General features: G+C 65.1%; 15 protein-coding genes. 5 read left to right on the forward strand and 10 right to left on the reverse strand.

The window, feature by feature from the left end; all coding sequences use genetic code 11:
- Nucleotides 1-35 precede the first annotated feature (35 nt).
- A complete protein-coding gene (locus HGB10_10450) occupies nucleotides 36-2,114 on the reverse strand; it encodes a hypothetical protein (GenBank protein ID NTU72219.1) in 2,079 nt (692 codons plus the stop codon).
- Nucleotides 2,115-2,308: 194 nt separating this feature from the next.
- A complete protein-coding gene (locus tag HGB10_10455; GenBank protein NTU72220.1) occupies nucleotides 2,309-3,463 on the reverse strand; it encodes a methyl-accepting chemotaxis protein in 1,155 nt (384 codons plus the stop codon).
- A gap of 156 nt (nucleotides 3,464-3,619) precedes the next feature.
- On the opposite strand from HGB10_10455, the gene HGB10_10460 reads away from it, so the two are divergent.
- The 3 genes from HGB10_10460 (at nucleotide 3,620) to HGB10_10470 (ending at nucleotide 5,342) form a co-directional block, all read left to right on the forward strand.
- Nucleotides 3,620-3,802, forward strand: coding sequence for a 4Fe-4S binding protein (locus HGB10_10460; GenBank protein ID NTU72221.1), 183 nt, complete (start codon nucleotides 3,620-3,622; stop codon nucleotides 3,800-3,802).
- Between the two features lie 128 nt (nucleotides 3,803-3,930).
- Nucleotides 3,931-4,161, forward strand: coding sequence for a hypothetical protein (locus HGB10_10465; GenBank protein ID NTU72222.1), 231 nt, complete (start codon nucleotides 3,931-3,933; stop codon nucleotides 4,159-4,161).
- A 44-nt stretch (nucleotides 4,162-4,205) separates the two neighbouring features.
- Nucleotides 4,206-5,342 carry a DUF362 domain-containing protein gene (locus HGB10_10470; GenBank protein NTU72223.1) on the forward strand — a complete coding sequence of 379 codons (1,137 nt, stop codon included), beginning with the start codon at nucleotides 4,206-4,208 and terminating at the stop codon, nucleotides 5,340-5,342.
- Nucleotide 5,343: 1 nt separating this feature from the next.
- Here the strand turns inward: HGB10_10470 and HGB10_10475 are convergent, their stop codons facing one another.
- Nucleotides 5,344-5,646, reverse strand: a complete 303-nt coding sequence (locus HGB10_10475; protein ID NTU72224.1) for a DnaJ domain-containing protein — start codon at nucleotides 5,644-5,646, stop codon at nucleotides 5,344-5,346.
- Nucleotides 5,647-5,671: 25 nt separating this feature from the next.
- On the reverse strand, nucleotides 5,672-7,477 hold the full coding sequence (locus HGB10_10480) for a PBP1A family penicillin-binding protein (protein NTU72225.1): 1,806 nt from the start codon (nucleotides 7,475-7,477) through the stop codon (nucleotides 5,672-5,674).
- 141 nt (nucleotides 7,478-7,618) lie between these two features.
- On the opposite strand from HGB10_10480, the gene HGB10_10485 reads away from it, so the two are divergent.
- Complete coding sequence (locus HGB10_10485; protein ID NTU72226.1) at nucleotides 7,619-8,257, forward strand: hypothetical protein; 639 nt, start codon at nucleotides 7,619-7,621, stop codon at nucleotides 8,255-8,257.
- Here HGB10_10485 and HGB10_10490 read toward each other — a convergent pair.
- On the reverse strand, nucleotides 8,254-9,207 hold the full coding sequence (locus HGB10_10490; protein NTU72227.1) for a DMT family transporter: 954 nt from the start codon (nucleotides 9,205-9,207) through the stop codon (nucleotides 8,254-8,256). The two genes, HGB10_10485 and HGB10_10490, sit on opposite strands and share 4 nt — an antisense overlap.
- A 122-nt stretch (nucleotides 9,208-9,329) precedes the next feature.
- Between HGB10_10490 and vanZ the strand changes: the two genes are divergently transcribed.
- Nucleotides 9,330-9,725, forward strand: coding sequence for a VanZ family protein (gene vanZ, locus HGB10_10495; protein ID NTU72228.1), 396 nt, complete (start codon nucleotides 9,330-9,332; stop codon nucleotides 9,723-9,725).
- On the opposite strand, the gene HGB10_10500 is transcribed toward vanZ, so the two are convergent.
- The 5 genes from HGB10_10500 to HGB10_10520 all read right to left on the reverse strand — a co-directional run bounded on the left by HGB10_10500 (nucleotide 9,722) and on the right by HGB10_10520 (nucleotide 15,760).
- Nucleotides 9,722-10,825: a PilT/PilU family type 4a pilus ATPase gene (locus tag HGB10_10500; protein ID NTU72229.1), complete on the reverse strand. Its 1,104-nt coding sequence runs from the start codon at nucleotides 10,823-10,825 to the stop codon at nucleotides 9,722-9,724. The two genes, vanZ and HGB10_10500, sit on opposite strands and share 4 nt — an antisense overlap.
- A 129-nt stretch (nucleotides 10,826-10,954) precedes the next feature.
- Nucleotides 10,955-12,001 carry a hypothetical protein gene (locus tag HGB10_10505; protein ID NTU72230.1) on the reverse strand — a complete coding sequence of 349 codons (1,047 nt, stop codon included), beginning with the start codon at nucleotides 11,999-12,001 and terminating at the stop codon, nucleotides 10,955-10,957.
- Between the two features lie 31 nt (nucleotides 12,002-12,032).
- The gene (locus tag HGB10_10510; GenBank protein ID NTU72231.1) at nucleotides 12,033-12,923 is read right to left on the reverse strand and encodes a peptidoglycan-binding protein; all 891 of its coding nucleotides are present in this window, start codon (nucleotides 12,921-12,923) and stop codon (nucleotides 12,033-12,035) included.
- Nucleotides 12,924-12,946: 23 nt separating this feature from the next.
- Complete coding sequence (locus tag HGB10_10515; GenBank protein ID NTU72232.1) at nucleotides 12,947-13,294, reverse strand: hypothetical protein; 348 nt, start codon at nucleotides 13,292-13,294, stop codon at nucleotides 12,947-12,949.
- Nucleotides 13,295-13,432: 138 nt separating this feature from the next.
- On the reverse strand, nucleotides 13,433-15,760 hold the full coding sequence (locus tag HGB10_10520) for a hypothetical protein (protein NTU72233.1): 2,328 nt from the start codon (nucleotides 15,758-15,760) through the stop codon (nucleotides 13,433-13,435).
- Nucleotides 15,761-15,795 lie beyond the last annotated feature (35 nt).

The raw sequence follows: 15,795 nt of genomic DNA on the forward strand, positions 1-15,795 counted from the left end.
CCGGGCTCCCGGCACTTGCACTCGTCTCGGCTCTACTAGAGCCTCGACGCCCTATTCACGTGACAGTCGGAGCAGAAGGTCTCCTGGTGGCACGACTCGAAGCACGGCGACGCGCCGTTCTTCTTGACCACGGCCGGGTGGTAGTGGACCCAGACCTTGGTCGACTTCGCGCCATCGGGATGGTGGCAATCGTTGCAGAACTTGGTCTCGTGGCAACGAGCACAGGTGGAGCGCTTCAGCTTCTTCTTCTGGAAGCCGGCCTTGTGCTCGTACTTCTGCTCGCTGCTCTCGTCGATGGCGTGCGGGATCGAAACCCCGTGACAGCCGCGACAGAACTTGGAGTTCGGCAGCGTGTCCTCGGCACCCTTGTGGCAGAAGGTACAGATCGAGCTGTCCTTCTTGTACAGGGCGGCGTGGTTGCCCAGCGTCTTGCCGGAACGCTTCACGAACTTGCTCGACTTGTGCGAGGCGGGAACCACCTTGCGACGAGTGTGGCAGTTCTGGCAATCGGCCTTCTTGTGGCACTTCTCGATGCAGGTCTCCGGACCATTCTTGGCAACGGAGGAGCCATGAACTCTGATCCACGGCGTGCGGTTCGAGGAACCGATGTGGTGACAGTTGCTGCACATCTCCTTGAAGCCGTGACAGTTCTTGCAGACCGACGGCTTCTTGCGACCGGTGGCACCGTGGAACTTCTTGAACTCGTCGGTGTGCGGCAGCGTGAGCTTGTGACAGCTCTTGCAGAACTTCGCCTGAAGCCCACCGGCGCCGTGGCACACCTCACAGGACTCGATCGAATCCTTGGCAGCCAGCGCGTGCTTGGCCTTAGCCTCCGCCGCGCTCTTGCCGTAGACGGACTTCGCCGGCGTTGCCGGGTGGGTCCAGGTGCCCTGGCGGTGCGAGGACGGGAAGACACGCTTGCTTGAGTGGCAGTCCACGCAGAACTTCGGCGAGTGGCACTTCTCGGTGCACGCCTTCACACCGGACTCAGCGACAGCGGCCGGGTGCTGGTTGACCCACGGCTTCTTGACGTCGTACTCGTGACCGACCTTCGTGCCGTGATGGCACTCGTCGCAGAAGTGGGTCTTGGCGTTGTCGCCGTGACACATCACGCACTTCTTGGCGATGAGCTTGGACTGCGCCGGGTGACCGGCGGGATCCTTGACGTCCTTGGGCTCGACGAAGGTCTCTGAGTGAGGCATCTGAGTACCGTGGCAGTTCGTGCAGAAGTCCTGCTTGTGGCAGGTACCGCAGTAGAAGACGGCGCCCGTGGGGATGAGCTTCTCGCCGAGCGGCTCGTGAGCCTTCTCGCCCTCCTCGGTCTTGGACCACTCCATCTTGACCTCAGGAGTGACCTTCTCGATGCCGAACTCCTTCTCGACTTCTTCGACCTCGGCGAGCGCTTCCTTGGCCATCTCGCCGTGCTTCTTCATGAAGTCACCTGCGACATGGCTATCAGGCTTGAGCTCGAAACCAGTGGTATGACACAGGATGCAGGCACCCGGAGCGGCGCCCGCTTCTTGATCATGACAACGGAAGCACGAATCCATCGACATGAAGTTGGTATGCGGATGGTTGGGCTCGCCGGTGTTCGGATCCTTGAGCGTGGGTGTGAAGTCCTCCGTGTGCGCGATCCGGTTGTGGCAGATCGTGCACGCGATTTCCTTCTCCGTGTGCTTGTCGTGATTGATCTTCATCCCGGCGCTCGGCGTCACAGGGCGCGTGGCCAGGTTGTGACACTGCGTGCACTTGTCGGGAGTCATCGTCAACGCGACTTCGCTCTCCCCGTTGAGCGGGAGCTCGAACTTGTTCGTGACTGTCATGTACAACTCGCCGAGCGCTTCTGCCTTGTGGAGCATAAAGACCACAGGATTCGCGTTCACCGGCATATGGCAGGCCATGCAGCTGATGTTCGAATGGCTCGAATGCTGATACGCGATGATCGTGTCGTCCTGGACCTTGTGGCAGCCCTCGGAACAGAACCAACGGGTGGAAGTCACCCCCAGCACGGGAATCATGACCGCGATGATCACCAGAACGGCTACTGCCGCCCAGATGATATAGCGCGGGCGGCGGACCGGATCCTTGAATCCGGCCAGGGAGATCTTCGCCATACGCACTCTCCTTGCTTGATCGGCACAAACCCATGCGTGCAGGGAGACGGGCTCCCCCAACCTTGTCTTTAAGAAAGATATATGAACGAACCCACCCTCACAATAAGGTGCGCGTAACGTTCATAGCGGACATGAACGGCTTTCGACGTATCGCCCGCACGTCCTGCAAGCTCGAGAGCACTCCGCGTGGCGCCTCAGCGCAGGTCAAGCGAGTCCGCAAGCTCGTTGAGCTCGAGGATCGCGGCCTGTATCTGGCGAGACGCTTCCGCGGACTGACGCGCTACCTGCGCCATCTCGCGCATCGAGACAACGACCTGGTCAGAGGCGGTGCGCTGCTGCTGCGTCGCAATGGATATCTGCTTGGCCGAGTCCGTGGTCTCCTCGACTTGATGCACGATGCGCCCGAGCGACTCGGCCGTGTGGCCTGCGAGGACCTTGCCCTCATCGACCTTCCGGCTCGCCTTTTCAGTGGACATGACCAGCGAGGCCGTCGAGCTCTGGATCTCTCGAACGACTCGTCCGATCTCAGAGGTCGACTCCGTGACGGACTCGGCGAGCTTGCGGATCTCTTCGGCCACGACCGCGAATCCTTTGCCGGCCTCCCCTGCTCGAGCGGCCTCGATGGCCGCGTTGAGTGCGAGAATCTTGGTCTGCTCGGCGATGTCGTCGATGATCACGAGCACCCGGCCGATCTCCTGGCTGCGCTCGCCCAGTGCGAGGATGCGGTCGGATGCCGCCTGCGTGCTCTCGCGGATCTCCTCGATGCCATCGGCTGTGTCGGCAACCGTCGACATGCCCTCCTCGGCCGATGCAAGCGTGCGCTCGGCGATCGCCGCCACAGCCTGCGAGTTCTCAGCGATCTGACGCGACGTCTGTGCGAGCTCCTCGACCGTCGCGGACGTCTGCGTGACGGCTGCAGCCTGCTCGGCCGCCCCGCTCGCCTGCTCCTCGGTCGCCGTGAGGGCCTGGGCGGTCAAAGCCCGCAACTCGCTGTTGACCATTCGTGCGCGAGTGAGCACGCCCGAGACATCCCGGAACACCCGCTCGAACTCGGCTGTCATCGTGTCGAGGTCGGCGTTTTCGACCCTGATATCCACGCCGAGGCGTGTCCGAGCCTGCTCAAGCGCCCCGGCGATCGCCTTCTGCGAAGCGCGCTCCGCAAGCGAGTCGCACAGCCATCCCATGAAGCCACCGGCACCCAGACACATGCCCACGAACACCGCAAACCCGATGGTGCTCCTGGGAGAGACGAAGATCAGTGCTACAAACGGGAAGATGAACCCGAGAAACAGTCCCGATCCCACCATCACCCATCGGAGCCGCCGTGAGCTTCCCCCTGCAATCGCCATAGCGCGCAACCCCTCATCGCCAACCCCGTATTGCATCTTGCCGACATCCTACCAGCGAGAGGTCACGAGGCACAGTTGCGCTTCTTATACCCCTTGGGGTATTATTCGGGTGTCGGGCGGCTCGTGCCGCATGATCTGCGACTCAGGAAGAAGCGCATGACTACTGTCACAATCGATCAGTCCCGTTGCGACCGAAATCCCGGCTGCCCTTCGCGGAGGAGCTGCCCCGCTGGAGCCATTGTTCCCGCTGACGGAGGCTTTAAGGTCATCGAAGAGAAGTGCACCGGATGCGGTGCGTGCATTCGTGTCTGCCCCATGGGCGCCGTCAAGTTCAAATGAGAGGGGTCACCGTGTCAGATCCTATCGTGATCGAGGTCTTCGACCTCCCCGCGCAGACCGCGTGCTACTCCGGTGGTTGAGGCCCCTCCTGGTCTCCGGAGGAGATCACGTCAATCGTCCGAGCCGAGATGGAACGACGCTTCGGTGACGACACCCGCGTCATCTACTACGATGTTCAGTCGCCAGAGGTAAAGGCCGCGTTTCCTGCCGTCATCGAGGAGATCGACAACCGGGGCCTGCTCTACCCCGTCACGGTGATGGATGGTGTCCCCGTGTACGACGGAGCGGTGAGCTACCCCGCCATCATGAGGCTGGTCAGCAACAAGCTCCTCGAGCGCGAGCCCGCTTCCGCCGAGTAGAACGAGTACCTGCGGCAGTACGCTAGACTGACCCAATGGAGCCAGTGAGCATCGCCGCATGTGAGACGTACGACCCCGCAGAGGTTCAATCTGCACTCGACGCCGCCCTTGCCCCTCTCGGGGGAATGGCGGCGTTCGTGTCTCCGGGACAGACGGTCCTGCTCAAGGTCAATCTGCTCTCGAAGGCACTTCCCGAGCGTGCCGTGACCACGCATCCCGAGGTGGTACGGGCGGCAATCCGCTCCGCTCGCGCCTGCGGCGGACTCGTATCGGTCGCCGACAGCCCCGGCGGCCCGAACACCGCCGGCATGTGGCGCGGCGTGAAGCGCGACTCCGGGATTGAAGCGGTGTGCGCCGATGAGGGCGTCGACCTGCTTCTGCTCGACGACGAGTGCGTGCGCGTCTCATCGGGAACCGGCAGCCTGTACGGCACGTTCACCATCGGACGCGCCGTCGCCGAAACCGACGTGCTCATCACGTTGCCCAAGTTCAAGACCCACGGCTTCATGATGTTCACCGGTGCCGTGAAGAACCTGTTCGGATGCATCCCGGGGCTGGAGAAGGCGCAGTACCACGTGAAGGTGCCCGATCGCGACGACTTCGGCAGCATGCTCATCGACCTCATGATCGCGTGCAAGCCGAAACTGGCCATCATGGACGCCATCGTGGGCATGGAAGGCGACGGTCCTGCCGGCGGCACTCCCCGAGCCGTCGGAGTGCTTCTCGCATCCGCGGACAGCGTCTCCTTGGACGTCATCGCCTCAGCGATGGCAGGGCTCGACCCCATGGAGGTCTACTCCAACAAGGCCGCGGCACGCCGCGGGCTCGGCCCCTCATCCACCGATGAGGTCGAGGTGCTCGGCGTTGACTGGCGCTCGCGAGCGCCCGAGGGGTTCGCGCTGCCGGCGAAGGACATCTCGGCGGGTATGCCGCCCTGGCTGGGCAAGCGTCTGCGAACGTGGACGACAGCACGACCGGTGCTGGAACGCGGCGAGCAGTGCACGCGATGCAAGCGCTGCGAGGAGAGCTGCCCTGTGAACGCGATTGTCGTGGGCGACGATGGCCCTGCGTTCGACCACAGCACATGCATTCGCTGCTACTGCTGTCAGGAACTGTGTCCGCCGCAGGTCATCGGGCTCAAGGTGCCGCCGCTCGCCCGCCTGATGACGCGCTCCCGCTAGGCTACCGCCGCGGGATCCGGCCGAACTTGTCGGTGAACAGCCCGACGAGCCCGCGCTCCCAGAACTGATCCCACCCGCTCTCGCCCACCTCAGGCGGCAGGGTCGCGTCGTACTGACGCCGCTGCATCGGGTCCTTGAGCACCCGGTAGGATTCGTTGAGCATCTGCATCCGCCGCGTCGCCTTGTCGCGCTGCGCCACCGGTGCGTGATCGGGGTGGTACTTGAGACTGAGCGCCTTGTACGCGCGCTCGATGACCGCGGGATCCGCGTCGCGTGTGACTTGAAGTCTGCGGTAGTGGTCCACGAGGCCCTTTCGTCGACTGCCCCTGTCAGGGCAGATCGGTGGGTGGTGCCGGCAGTCTGACGGCGCCCTTCATGAAGTCGGCCCAGATCATCGCGGGGAAACTCCCACCCGAAACCTTGGTGCCGTGGACATCGGTCATGGCGACCTGCCCGTCTCGGTGGCCGACCCACACCGCGGTCGAGATCCCGCTGGACCAGCCCACGAACCACGCGTCCCGATACGACTGTGTGGTCCCGGTCTTGCCTGCGGCCCACGGGCCGATCTTGGCCTTCACGCCCGTGCCCTTCTGTACCACATCATGCAGCATCCGGGCTTCGATGGTGGCGGCCGGCCGGTCCATCGCCTTGGTCGCCGCCTGGTTGGGTTCGTAGATGATCTCGCCCGCGTCGTTGAGAACGCGCTCGACACCGGAGGGGCGAACGGCCATGCCTGCGTTGGCGATGGTGCCGTACGCGCTCGCCATCTCAAGCGGCGAAACGCCGATGCGCAGCCCGCCCAGAGCAATCGCAGGGTCCGGATCGAGTGGCGTCGTTATCCCCATCTTCTTGGCCATCTGCACGACGTTGTTTGGCCCGATCTGCATGATGAGTCGCGCGAAGACCGCGTTGACCGACCACATGGTCGCGGCGTTGAGTGTCATTCGGCCGGCAGTGATGGTGTTCTCGTAGTTCTGCACGTTCCAGATACCGTCCTTGACTCGCACGGTGTACGGCGCCGCGTTGTAGCGAGCCGCCGGGCCGATACCCTTCTGGAGCGCGGCGGCGAGCACGAACGGCTTGAAGGCCGAGCCGGGCTGGCGTCGACCCTGCACAGCCAGATTGAACTGGTTGACCGAGAAGTCGCGCCCGCCCACCATCGCGAGCACCTGGCCGTCAGAATGGCGAACCGCTACGAGGGCCACCTCCGGGTCGCCCTTCTGCGAGAGCCGGGCCGCGGCCTTCTCGGCGAGTTTCTGCATGGCCGGATCGAGCGAGGTGTAGACCTGCAGGCCACCGGTGTAGACGCGCTGGGCGCCGAACCGAGCGATCAGGTCCTGCTTCACGTACTCGACGAAGTAGGGCGCAATGTCAGAGGGGGCCGGTTCCGGGGCGATCACGATGGGCTGCTGCTCGGCCTCGCGCAACTGACTCTTCGTGATGAATCGCTGCTCAGCCATCTGATTGAGCACCAGATCGCGACGGATGCGCGCGGCGTCGGGATTGTCGAGGGGGCAGTACCGCGTGGGGGACTTGATGATGCCCGCGATCGTCGCGGACTCGGCGAGAGTCAACTCCCGCGCGGGCTTGCCGAAGTAGCGTCGCGCAGCGCTCTCCACCCCGTAGTACCCACGACCGAGATACACGGTGTTGAGGTAGAGCTCCATCACCTTCGCCTTGTCGGCGCGCGCCTCGAGGGCGTTCGCCATCAGGGCCTCCTGGACCTTTCGCAGCATCGTCCGCCGCCCGTTGGTGAACAGGTTCTTGACCACCTGCTGCGTGATCGTGCTGCCACCCTGCTCGACCTTGCCGCTCTCGGTGTTTGCCTTCAGCGCGCGCAAGATGCCGCTCGGGTCGATGCCGTGATGCTCGTAGAACCGCTTGTCCTCGACCGCCACGACCGCGTCACGCAAGTAGAGCGGGATGTCCTCGTACGGGACGACGGTCCGATCCTGTTCGCCATGCCACTCGGCGAGCTTCGTGCCGTCGGCGGCGTACACGACCGTGGTCTGTTCGGTGATGATCGTGTCGAGTGCTGCTCGCATGTCGGGCAGACTCTTCGCCACGCTGTCGAGGTAGAAGGCGAACGCGAGAAGCGAGACGGTGATGATCGCAAGGACCACCGCGGACGCCATTAGGACGACTGCAGCCCGCGTGGCGAGCCGCTTCCGGCGTCCCCCTGTTTCTTGGGTCGAGTACACTGGCGAACGTACCTCGCCTTGCGGGGGACGCAAGCGCGTAAGCGCGCGTCCCGATCGTCTTCGAAAGCAACGTTAATGGTAGCACGGCAACCATCCGCACCCTCACCCGCGGCATCTCACGACACCCACCCCGTGCGGCGTTGGCTGCTCTGGTGGCGGTTGGCACTCGCCGGGCTTGTTCGCGCCATCGTGGATGCAGCGAGAACCATCGCGGGTCTCGCACAGCGAGCCTTCACGTGGGCGCATGACCTTCTCGCAGCACACGCCCTCACCGACGTACGTCACCCCGTGAGTGTGTGGGTGGGCACGGCGGCACTTGCTGCAGGCGCAGTGGGCGGCGTCTTGCTCGTGTCGACGACCCTCGACCGCCGAGCGGCGGCGCTCGCGGGCGTTGCGAGCTTCATGTGGGCGGCCATCCGATGGTTCGTGATGCGGCGGGCGCTTCCCGACGTCGCCACCGACGACAGCGCCGCCTTGCGGGGCTCACTCGCGCGGGGACTGACGGTGTACGCCATCGCACTCACTCCCGAGTTGCGGCTGATCGCGTGGCTTGGGGCAGCGGCAATGACGGGCGCTTCGCTCCTCCGAGCAGGGCACGCTCGCGAGCCGGTGCTTCGCGCGATCGCACTCGCATGGGGGCTGCAGGCGGTCGTCGTCGCGGGCGGCTGGCTCGCCCGCAACATGCTGGTCGCCGTCGTCGCCGGCCTGAGCTAGAACGCCGCCGGTTGCTCGACGCGTCGAGCACTCGTCTCGGCGAACACGACTCCCGCGAGCACGAACACCGCGCCGAGCCACTGTATCGGCAACAGACGCTCACCGAGTACCGCCGCCGCGAGCGCGATGGTGAACAGTGGCTCGAGGGTGGAGATGACGGCGGCCTGTGAGGGGCCGAGCCCTCGGATGCCCTCGAGGTACAGCACCACGGCTGCGAACGTGGGGATTGCCACGATTGCCGCAAGGAGCACCCACGCGCTTGGTTGCCATGCGGAGGGCGACAACGACGCGACCGCGCCCGAGAGCCTCACGCCGATTGCCCCGGGCGGGAGCTGCAGGAACGCTCCGGCGACGCAGATGACCGAGACGCCGATAGCGGCGATCCCGAAGGTGTAGCCCATCATCACGAGCTGCGATCGGCCCGGCAGCCAACGATGCGACAGCAGGTTGAAGAGCGTGTACCCCACCGCTGCGCCGAGACCCAAGAGAATCCCAGGCGTCTGAACTCGGGCGGTACCGCCGAACAATCCGACGACGAGCGCACACCCCACGAACGTCACGAGCACCGCCAGGCCACGCTGCCAGGTCGCCTTCTCGCCGAGGAACACCCAGCTCGCCACGGTCACAAGCGCCGGATACGCGTAGAGCAACACGCCGACGACGGAGGCATCGGCGTATTGGAGCGCAAAGAAGAAGCAGACCGAGGCCGCTCCGTAGCCGGTAAGCGCCAGCGCCGCGTAGCGACCGAGGTCGCCGGGTCCGGGGATCAGATCCGCCGGACGCCTCGCCGCAACCAGGCCAGCAAGCAGGAGCGCCGCGAAGAGGAAGCGCCACGAGAGCAGCGGAAGGGGTTCGGCGCCGGCAGCATACGCAAGAGGCGTCAGCACCGCCAGCGTCCCGAAGCACGCCGCCGAGACGATCACCGCCACCAACGAGCCCCTGCGTTTCACGCTACCTCGGTTCACCGGCCAGCCATCAGGACACCCGCCCACACTCCCAGAGCGCACTCGTCTGCGTCAAGGCGACAGGGTAGACTCGTCGCACCGTCTCCACAGCAAGGAATCGAGCCGTCGTGCGACACCGCATCATCCGCATACTCGCTTGGATCCTCACCGTAGCGTGGGCCGGCGTCATCTTCGCGGTGTCGGCTCGACCGGGGTCCACGCTCCCGGGCGGATACTCGTGGCAGGGCCACCTTGGCGAGTACTTCATCCTCGGCGCGCTGCTCGTCTGGGCGCTCGACTCCCGCTCGCGGGGATGGCGCGTCGTGGCGATTGCGCTCCTTATCGCATCGGCCTACGGGGTCAGCGACGAATTCCACCAGCGCTTCGTGCCGCTGCGAAACCCGGACGTGCTCGACTGGATCGTCGACACAGTTGGCGCGGCATTGGGGGCGTTCACCGCCCGTGCGATCCAACTACGCGCTCGACGGCGCAGCACCCAGACGCCCGAAACGGCAGCCCGCTAGTAGATCCCGCTGTCCTGAACCGCGGCCGCGTCCACTCCCAGTTGCCGAACCTTGATCTTGAAGTCGTGAGCGTTGTGCGCCATCGCCACGGCGTCATCAAGCGTGATGCGTCCGTCCTGATACAGCCGCAGCAGCGACTGATCGAAGGTCTGCATGCCGTAGTACATGCCCTCTTCCATCGCGTCTCGGATCAGATACGTCTTGTCCGGATCGACGATGTACTCGCGGATCGTACCGGTCATGACGAGCACCTCGACTGCCGGCACGAGGCCACCTTGCACCGAAGGGATGAGGCGCAGTGAGACGATTCCCTTGAGGGTCGAGCCCAGCATCAGGCGAACCTGCTGCTGCTGGTGTGGCGGGAAGAAGTCGATGACTCGGTTGATGGTCTCGGTGGCGTCGATGGTATGAAGCGTCGAGAGTACGAGGTTTCCGATCTCCGCCGCGGTCAGCGCCGCCGACACCGTGTCGAAGTCGCGCATCTCGCCGATGAAGACCACGTCGGGGTCTTGGCGCACCACGTGACGCAGAGCCTCGGCGTAGCTCTCGGTGTCGATGCCGATCTCACGCTGGTTCACGATGCAGCGCTTGTCCGTGTGCATGACCTCGATCGGGTCCTCGACGGTGACGATGTGACCTTCTCGCGTTGCGTTGATGTGGTCGATCATCGATGCGAGCGTGGTGGTCTTGCCCGAACCGGCCGTACCCGTTACGAGTACCAACCCACGGGACTCATCGGCAAGACGCCTGATCACCGGGGGCAGCCCCAGGTCCTCGACACTGAGCTGCTCGGTTGTCACTCGGCGCAGCGTCATGCCCGCGGTCCCGCGCTGGCGGAACGCGTTGACGCGGAATCGGCCGACACCCGCCAGCTCGTAGGCGAAGTCGACCTCCTTGCCCGCGTCGAACTGCTCGCGCTGGCGCTCGTTCATCATCCCTACGGCCAGCATCATGGTCTGCTCGGCGGTGAGGGTCGCGATCTCGGACATCACCGCAAGACGCGAGGCGATTCGCAGTGCCGGCGGCGAACCGACCTTGATGTGCAGGTCGGAGGCGCCTCGGTCGGTCATGAGCTTGAGCAGGCCGTCGATCTCAGCCATCGTGCGCCATCCCCCACTAGCCGGTTGCGGTCACCCTAGTCTACCCGCCCGCGCACCCCGCACCAATACAAGAACCCCCGCCACCATGAGTGACAGGGGTTCGTGATCGCATATGGTCCCGTGAGCGGTCTAGGGACGCGAAGCGCCCACGTAGTCGCCTCGGAATGCCGGGGCGTACTTGACGACATCGCCTGAGTGCGGCGCATGAATCATCATGCCGCCACCGACGTACATGCCGACATGGTGGATCGGCGAGCCAAAGAACACGAGGTCACCGGGCTGGATGTTTGCCCGAGACACACGCTGGCCCACGTTGATCTGGGCGCGCGAGGAGTGCGGGAGGCGAATGCCGATCTGGCGGTACGCCCACATCGTCAGCCCGGAGCAGTCGAACGAGCGGGGACCAGAGGCGGCCCACACGTAGGGCAGGCCCAGGCGCGACTTGACGTAGGTGACGACGCTGCCGTGCGCAGGGATGGTGGGGTTCGGCCAGTTGCCGCCGTCAGAACCGCCGCCACCGCTGCTGGCGCGAGCGGCTGCCTCTTCCGCGGCCTCGAGCGCGCGAATCTCCGCCTCGATACCGTTGAGCTTCGACGCCTTCTCAGCCTTCACGCGCTTGAACGAGGCGGTCTGTGCAGCCATGACGCTGACCTGCTTGGCGGCAGCGCGCTCCTTGGTGGTGAACACCTTGCGGGCAGCAGCGGCTTCGGCCTTCGCGACCTTCATCTCGCCAATGGCCTCGGCGTCGTCCTCGTTGAGCTCCTTGAGGATGTCCCAGGTCGTCGCGAGCTCGTCGAAGGACTTCGCTCCAAGGAGCACGTCGATGAAGCCGAGCGGACCGGTGCGATACATATCCGAAGCGCGCGTCCCGAGATGACGGGAGAGCACGTTGATGCGCTTCTTGGCCTTGGTCTCGCGACGCTGAGCCGCGCGCTTCTGGGCGACCAGAGCGCGGTGCTTGACGGCCGCCTCGTTGTAGTTCTCGTTGGCGACGTCGAGCTGGTTGTTGAGACGATCGATCTGAGCCTTGACCGCGCGCGCCTGCGCCATCTTCGCGGACTTGGACGGAGTCGCGCTGGCGGGCATTGCGGCAAGGACAAGCACGGCCGCGAATAGCAGCGCGAGGTACGTCCTGATGCGGATACTCAGTTGATTCTCCCTGCGTGCGGGGCACAATACCGAAGAATCTTACCACGGATACGGGTTCTCAGTCGAACGCCGCACACACCGCGTCGAGGAGCAGAACCGCCGCTTGCTGGTCCGCCAACTCGGTTCCGCACAGCTGTGGCTCGAACTCGATGACCACCTCACGGGGCTGTCCGGCGGCGGCCTCAAGCGCAGTGAGAAGCCGTGCGACAAGGCCGTCGTGTCCCGATACGTGAACGACGGGGCGACCGGGCTCGGCACGCGCCGAGCCGCCGCAGCACACGCGCATGACGACCCCGCCACGCGGTACCTGCTCGCCCTCGACGTGCCCGTGGAGCTGTGCGCGCTCGGTACTCGCGTGGGCCAGATTCACGAGCCGACGAGCGACTTCTTCGCCTGCCGCGTCATCTCCGGCCACCGCGATCCATGCGCGCTCCAGAACCTCGACCGCGCGCGCCGGCGCCGTCCGCGCGCCCGAGTGCGAGTTGGCGTCCTTGCCGAGCCATACGTGCCGAAGGTTGGTGATAGTGCGAACCGTGTTGGGGCCTACGATCCCATCGATGTTGAGCCCGGCATTACGCTGGAATTCGCGAAGCGCCCGCTCGGTGAATGAGCCCAGAATCCCGTCAACGGCACCACAGGCGAAACCGAGCGCGTTGAGCGCCTGCTGAAGAACGGTCACATCATGGCCGTGGAAGTGGGGCAAGCGCAGATACAGCATGCGGTCGCCGAGGGCAAAGCTGGCGTCGACGAGCGCGGACCAGGTCCGGTCGCCCACCAGGCCGTCTTCTTCGAGCCCATGCTTGAGCTGGAATGACTGAACGGCGTGAGTTGTCTCGCCGAGAAACACGCCGTCCACCCCCGTGCGGCCCAAGTCGTAACCGAGCGCCAGTAGGCGCCGCTGGATGTCCTCGACAGCGGGGCCACGGTCACCGACTCGTACAGGTTTCATCTGGCCGTGCCTTTCAGGGATGGTCAGTCTCGGCTGAGACGGCCGCGGAAGCGTCCGAGGCTGCTCTGCATTCGGGCGGAGCCCTGATCGCCTGCTCGCAGGTACCTCTCGACCTCAAGCCGCAAGACGGGATCCGGCTGATAGGTGCATGGCGCCTCGCTCACATTGCCGTCGCAGTCTATCACGGCAGCAGCGACCAAAGCCTTGAGCACAGGGACCACGCGATCGAGGTCGAGGCACGTCGCACGACTCAATCGTCCTGCCTGCATGGGCTCCCCTGCGTGCGTCGCAAAGCACGCGACAAGCTCTCGGGCGACATGGACCGTCGACCGGTCATCGGGCAACGCAGCAAGTGCCGTGCGAAGGCTCACGTGCCCTCTCCCGTTCTCTGCGCGTGCACCCCTTAGGGGGTTGTTCCCCGATCCGCACCCTCACGCATCTCGCGAGTGTAAAGGCCCCGTGCGTCATATCGCCCGGGGCCTCATAGTGCGCTCATCTGGACTCCGTGGCTACTTCACCTTGATGGTTCTACTGTAGCCACTGTACTGCGTCGGCTCGCCGGCGTGTGTGAGGTGGCGAACCTTCAGCCTCCAGCTGCCGCTTTGCGTGAGCTTGACCGACGCCGTGTACTTGGTGGTGTCGACCGGCTGCCCCACGGTCGTGGTGCGCACGGAGTACGACTTCTTGTAGACCCAGGACTTCCCGCTCCAGCGGTACGCCCTGACGCTCAGGTAGGTCGATGTGTGGCGAGGCTTGAGCGTCCCGCTCACCGAGTAGGTCTTGTTGCGGGTCATCGTCGACCGAGGCTGAGGCGCGCCGAGACTGACGCTGGTCGAGATGGTGATCGTCGTCCACGGCGAGTAGGAGACTCGAGACCACTCGTCGGTGCTGCGCGCACGCACATACCACGCGCCCGCACTCGGCAGCTTGATGCCGCCGACGCTGTACGAGGTTGCGCCTGCCAAGGCCGATCCGCTCAGCGTGGAATGCGTCGTCGTCTTGTCTCGGCTGATCTCCAGGACAACAGGTGTGTTGACTGCGGGAACCGGAGAGAATGTCCCGGACGTCGAGAACAGCGACCACATGTAGGTCGTAACGCTTCGCCCGGCAGGTGCGCCAAGCCCCGGCTGTGGCGTCCTGACCTGCACCGACGAGGCCGTCGAAAGCGTCTCTGCGTGGTCGAAGTCGTCATGACGGGCATGCAGCGACCACGTTCCCACGTTCGGGAGCGAGAGGTTGCCGGTGTACGTGGTGCCGTTGCCGCCAACCGTGGCGGCGGTAGTGGCGACCACGCTCGAACCATCGAGCGTCGCCACGATCTCGACGACCGCACCAGGTGTGTGGGCGGGCAGGAGCGTTCCTGTGCTCTGGAAGCTCAGACCACTATCGACGACCCCCGGGGTCGACGGCGCCGACAGCGCGTCCGCCAGCGGGCGAACCACTTCGAGCGACGACCAATCCGAGAACGTCTCTTCGTGATCGGAATCCGCATGGCGTGCCCTGAGATACCAAGTGCCCTTCGGCGCGAGGCGCAGGGTGGTCGCGTAGGTCGTGCCGTCTGCGCCGATCGTCGCCGCAACGGTCGTGGCGATCGTCGACTGATTCTGCGAGCACTGGATCTGCACTAGTGCGCCCGGCGCATGAGCCGGAAGCAGGGTCCCGGTCGTGGTGAACGTCGTCGTGAGGTAGATCGTCGTTGCGGGCACCGTGGGCGCGGTGACAAGGTCAGCGTGCGGGGACTGCGTGACGTTGATGACGCGCCATCCCGAGTCTGTCGCGGCGTGCTCCTCGTCGAGGTGACGCGTCCGGATGTACCAGACACCCGCCGCGCTAAGGTGAACCGTTGCCGAGTAGGTCGTGCCGTCCCCGCCGATCGTCCCGGGCACAGTGGTCGTTACCGTCGATCCGTCGCGCGAGCACTGGATCTCGACCGGGGCACCCGGAGCGTGCGACGGCAACACGGTGCCCGTGCTCACGAACGGTGCGGTGGTGTTCACGTCGACCGGGGACGTCGGTGTCGTCACAAGCGAGGCGAGCGGTGGCACCGTCACCGAGATGGTGCGCCAGCCCGCACTGGTGGTGGGATAGTGTGCCGCGTCGGCGTGCCGCGCGCGTAGGTACCATGTGCCCGCGGTGGCGAGCAGCATGTTCGCCGAGTAGGTGGTGCCATCCCCGCCGATTGTCGCGACGACCGTGGTCGCCACCGTCGACTGGTCCTGGCTGCACTCGATTGCCACGGTCGATCCGGCGGAGTGAGCCGGAAGTGCGGTGCCCGTACTCACGAACGGCTTCGTCGTGTAGGTGGAGGCAGGTGCAGTGGGGGTTGTGAGCGTAGACAGCGGCGGAAGCGCGGCAAGTTGGCGCCATCCTGCTGACGTTGTGGGGTAGTGGTCAGCATCGGCGTGGTGCGCACGCAGATACCACGTGCCCGAGGACGGCAGTTTGACCGCGCCCGAGTAGGTCGTACCATCTCCACCGATTGTCGCGACGACCGTGGTCGCCACAGTGGATTGGTCCAGGCTGCACTCGATGGCCACGGTCGCGCCAGCCGAGTGCGCCGGCAGCACCGTGCCGGTGGAGGTGAACGCCGTCGCAGTGCTCGCCAGAAGAGGAGCTGTCGGCGTCGTGAGGACTGAGAGCGGAGCCAGCGCGGAGACCTGGCGCCATCCCGCCGAGCTCGTGGGGTAGTGGTTCGCATCTGCATGCCGCGCGCGCAGGTACCAGGTACCCGAGGACGGCAGCTTCACCGCGCCGGAGTACGTCGTTCCGTCTCCGCCGACGGTGGCGACCACGGTGGTTGCGACGGTCGACTGGTTCTGACTGCATTCGATGGCCACGGTGGCACCCGCGGAGTGCGCCGGCAGTACCGTCA

This window comes from Coriobacteriia bacterium (genome assembly GCA_013334745.1).
Lineage (GTDB): Bacteria > Actinomycetota > Coriobacteriia > Anaerosomatales > JAAXUF01 > JAAXWY01.

Bases quoted from the DNA above. Each gene is read 5' to 3' on its own strand.
- HGB10_10450 (NTU72219.1), bottom strand. From the start codon at position 2,114: ATGGCGAAGATCTCCCTGGCCGGATTCAAGGATCCGGTCCGCCGCCCG.
- HGB10_10455 (NTU72220.1), bottom strand. From the start codon at position 3,463: ATGGCGATTGCAGGGGGAAGCTCACGGCGGCTCCGATGGGTGATGGTG.
- HGB10_10460 (NTU72221.1), top strand. From the start codon at position 3,620: ATGACTACTGTCACAATCGATCAGTCCCGTTGCGACCGAAATCCCGGC.
- HGB10_10465 (NTU72222.1), top strand. From the start codon at position 3,931: ATGGAACGACGCTTCGGTGACGACACCCGCGTCATCTACTACGATGTT.
- HGB10_10480 (NTU72225.1), bottom strand. From the start codon at position 7,477: ATGGCGTCCGCGGTGGTCCTTGCGATCATCACCGTCTCGCTTCTCGCG.
- HGB10_10485 (NTU72226.1), top strand. From the start codon at position 7,619: ATGGTAGCACGGCAACCATCCGCACCCTCACCCGCGGCATCTCACGAC.
- HGB10_10500 (NTU72229.1), bottom strand. From the start codon at position 10,825: ATGGCTGAGATCGACGGCCTGCTCAAGCTCATGACCGACCGAGGCGCC.
- HGB10_10510 (NTU72231.1), bottom strand. From the start codon at position 12,923: ATGAAACCTGTACGAGTCGGTGACCGTGGCCCCGCTGTCGAGGACATC.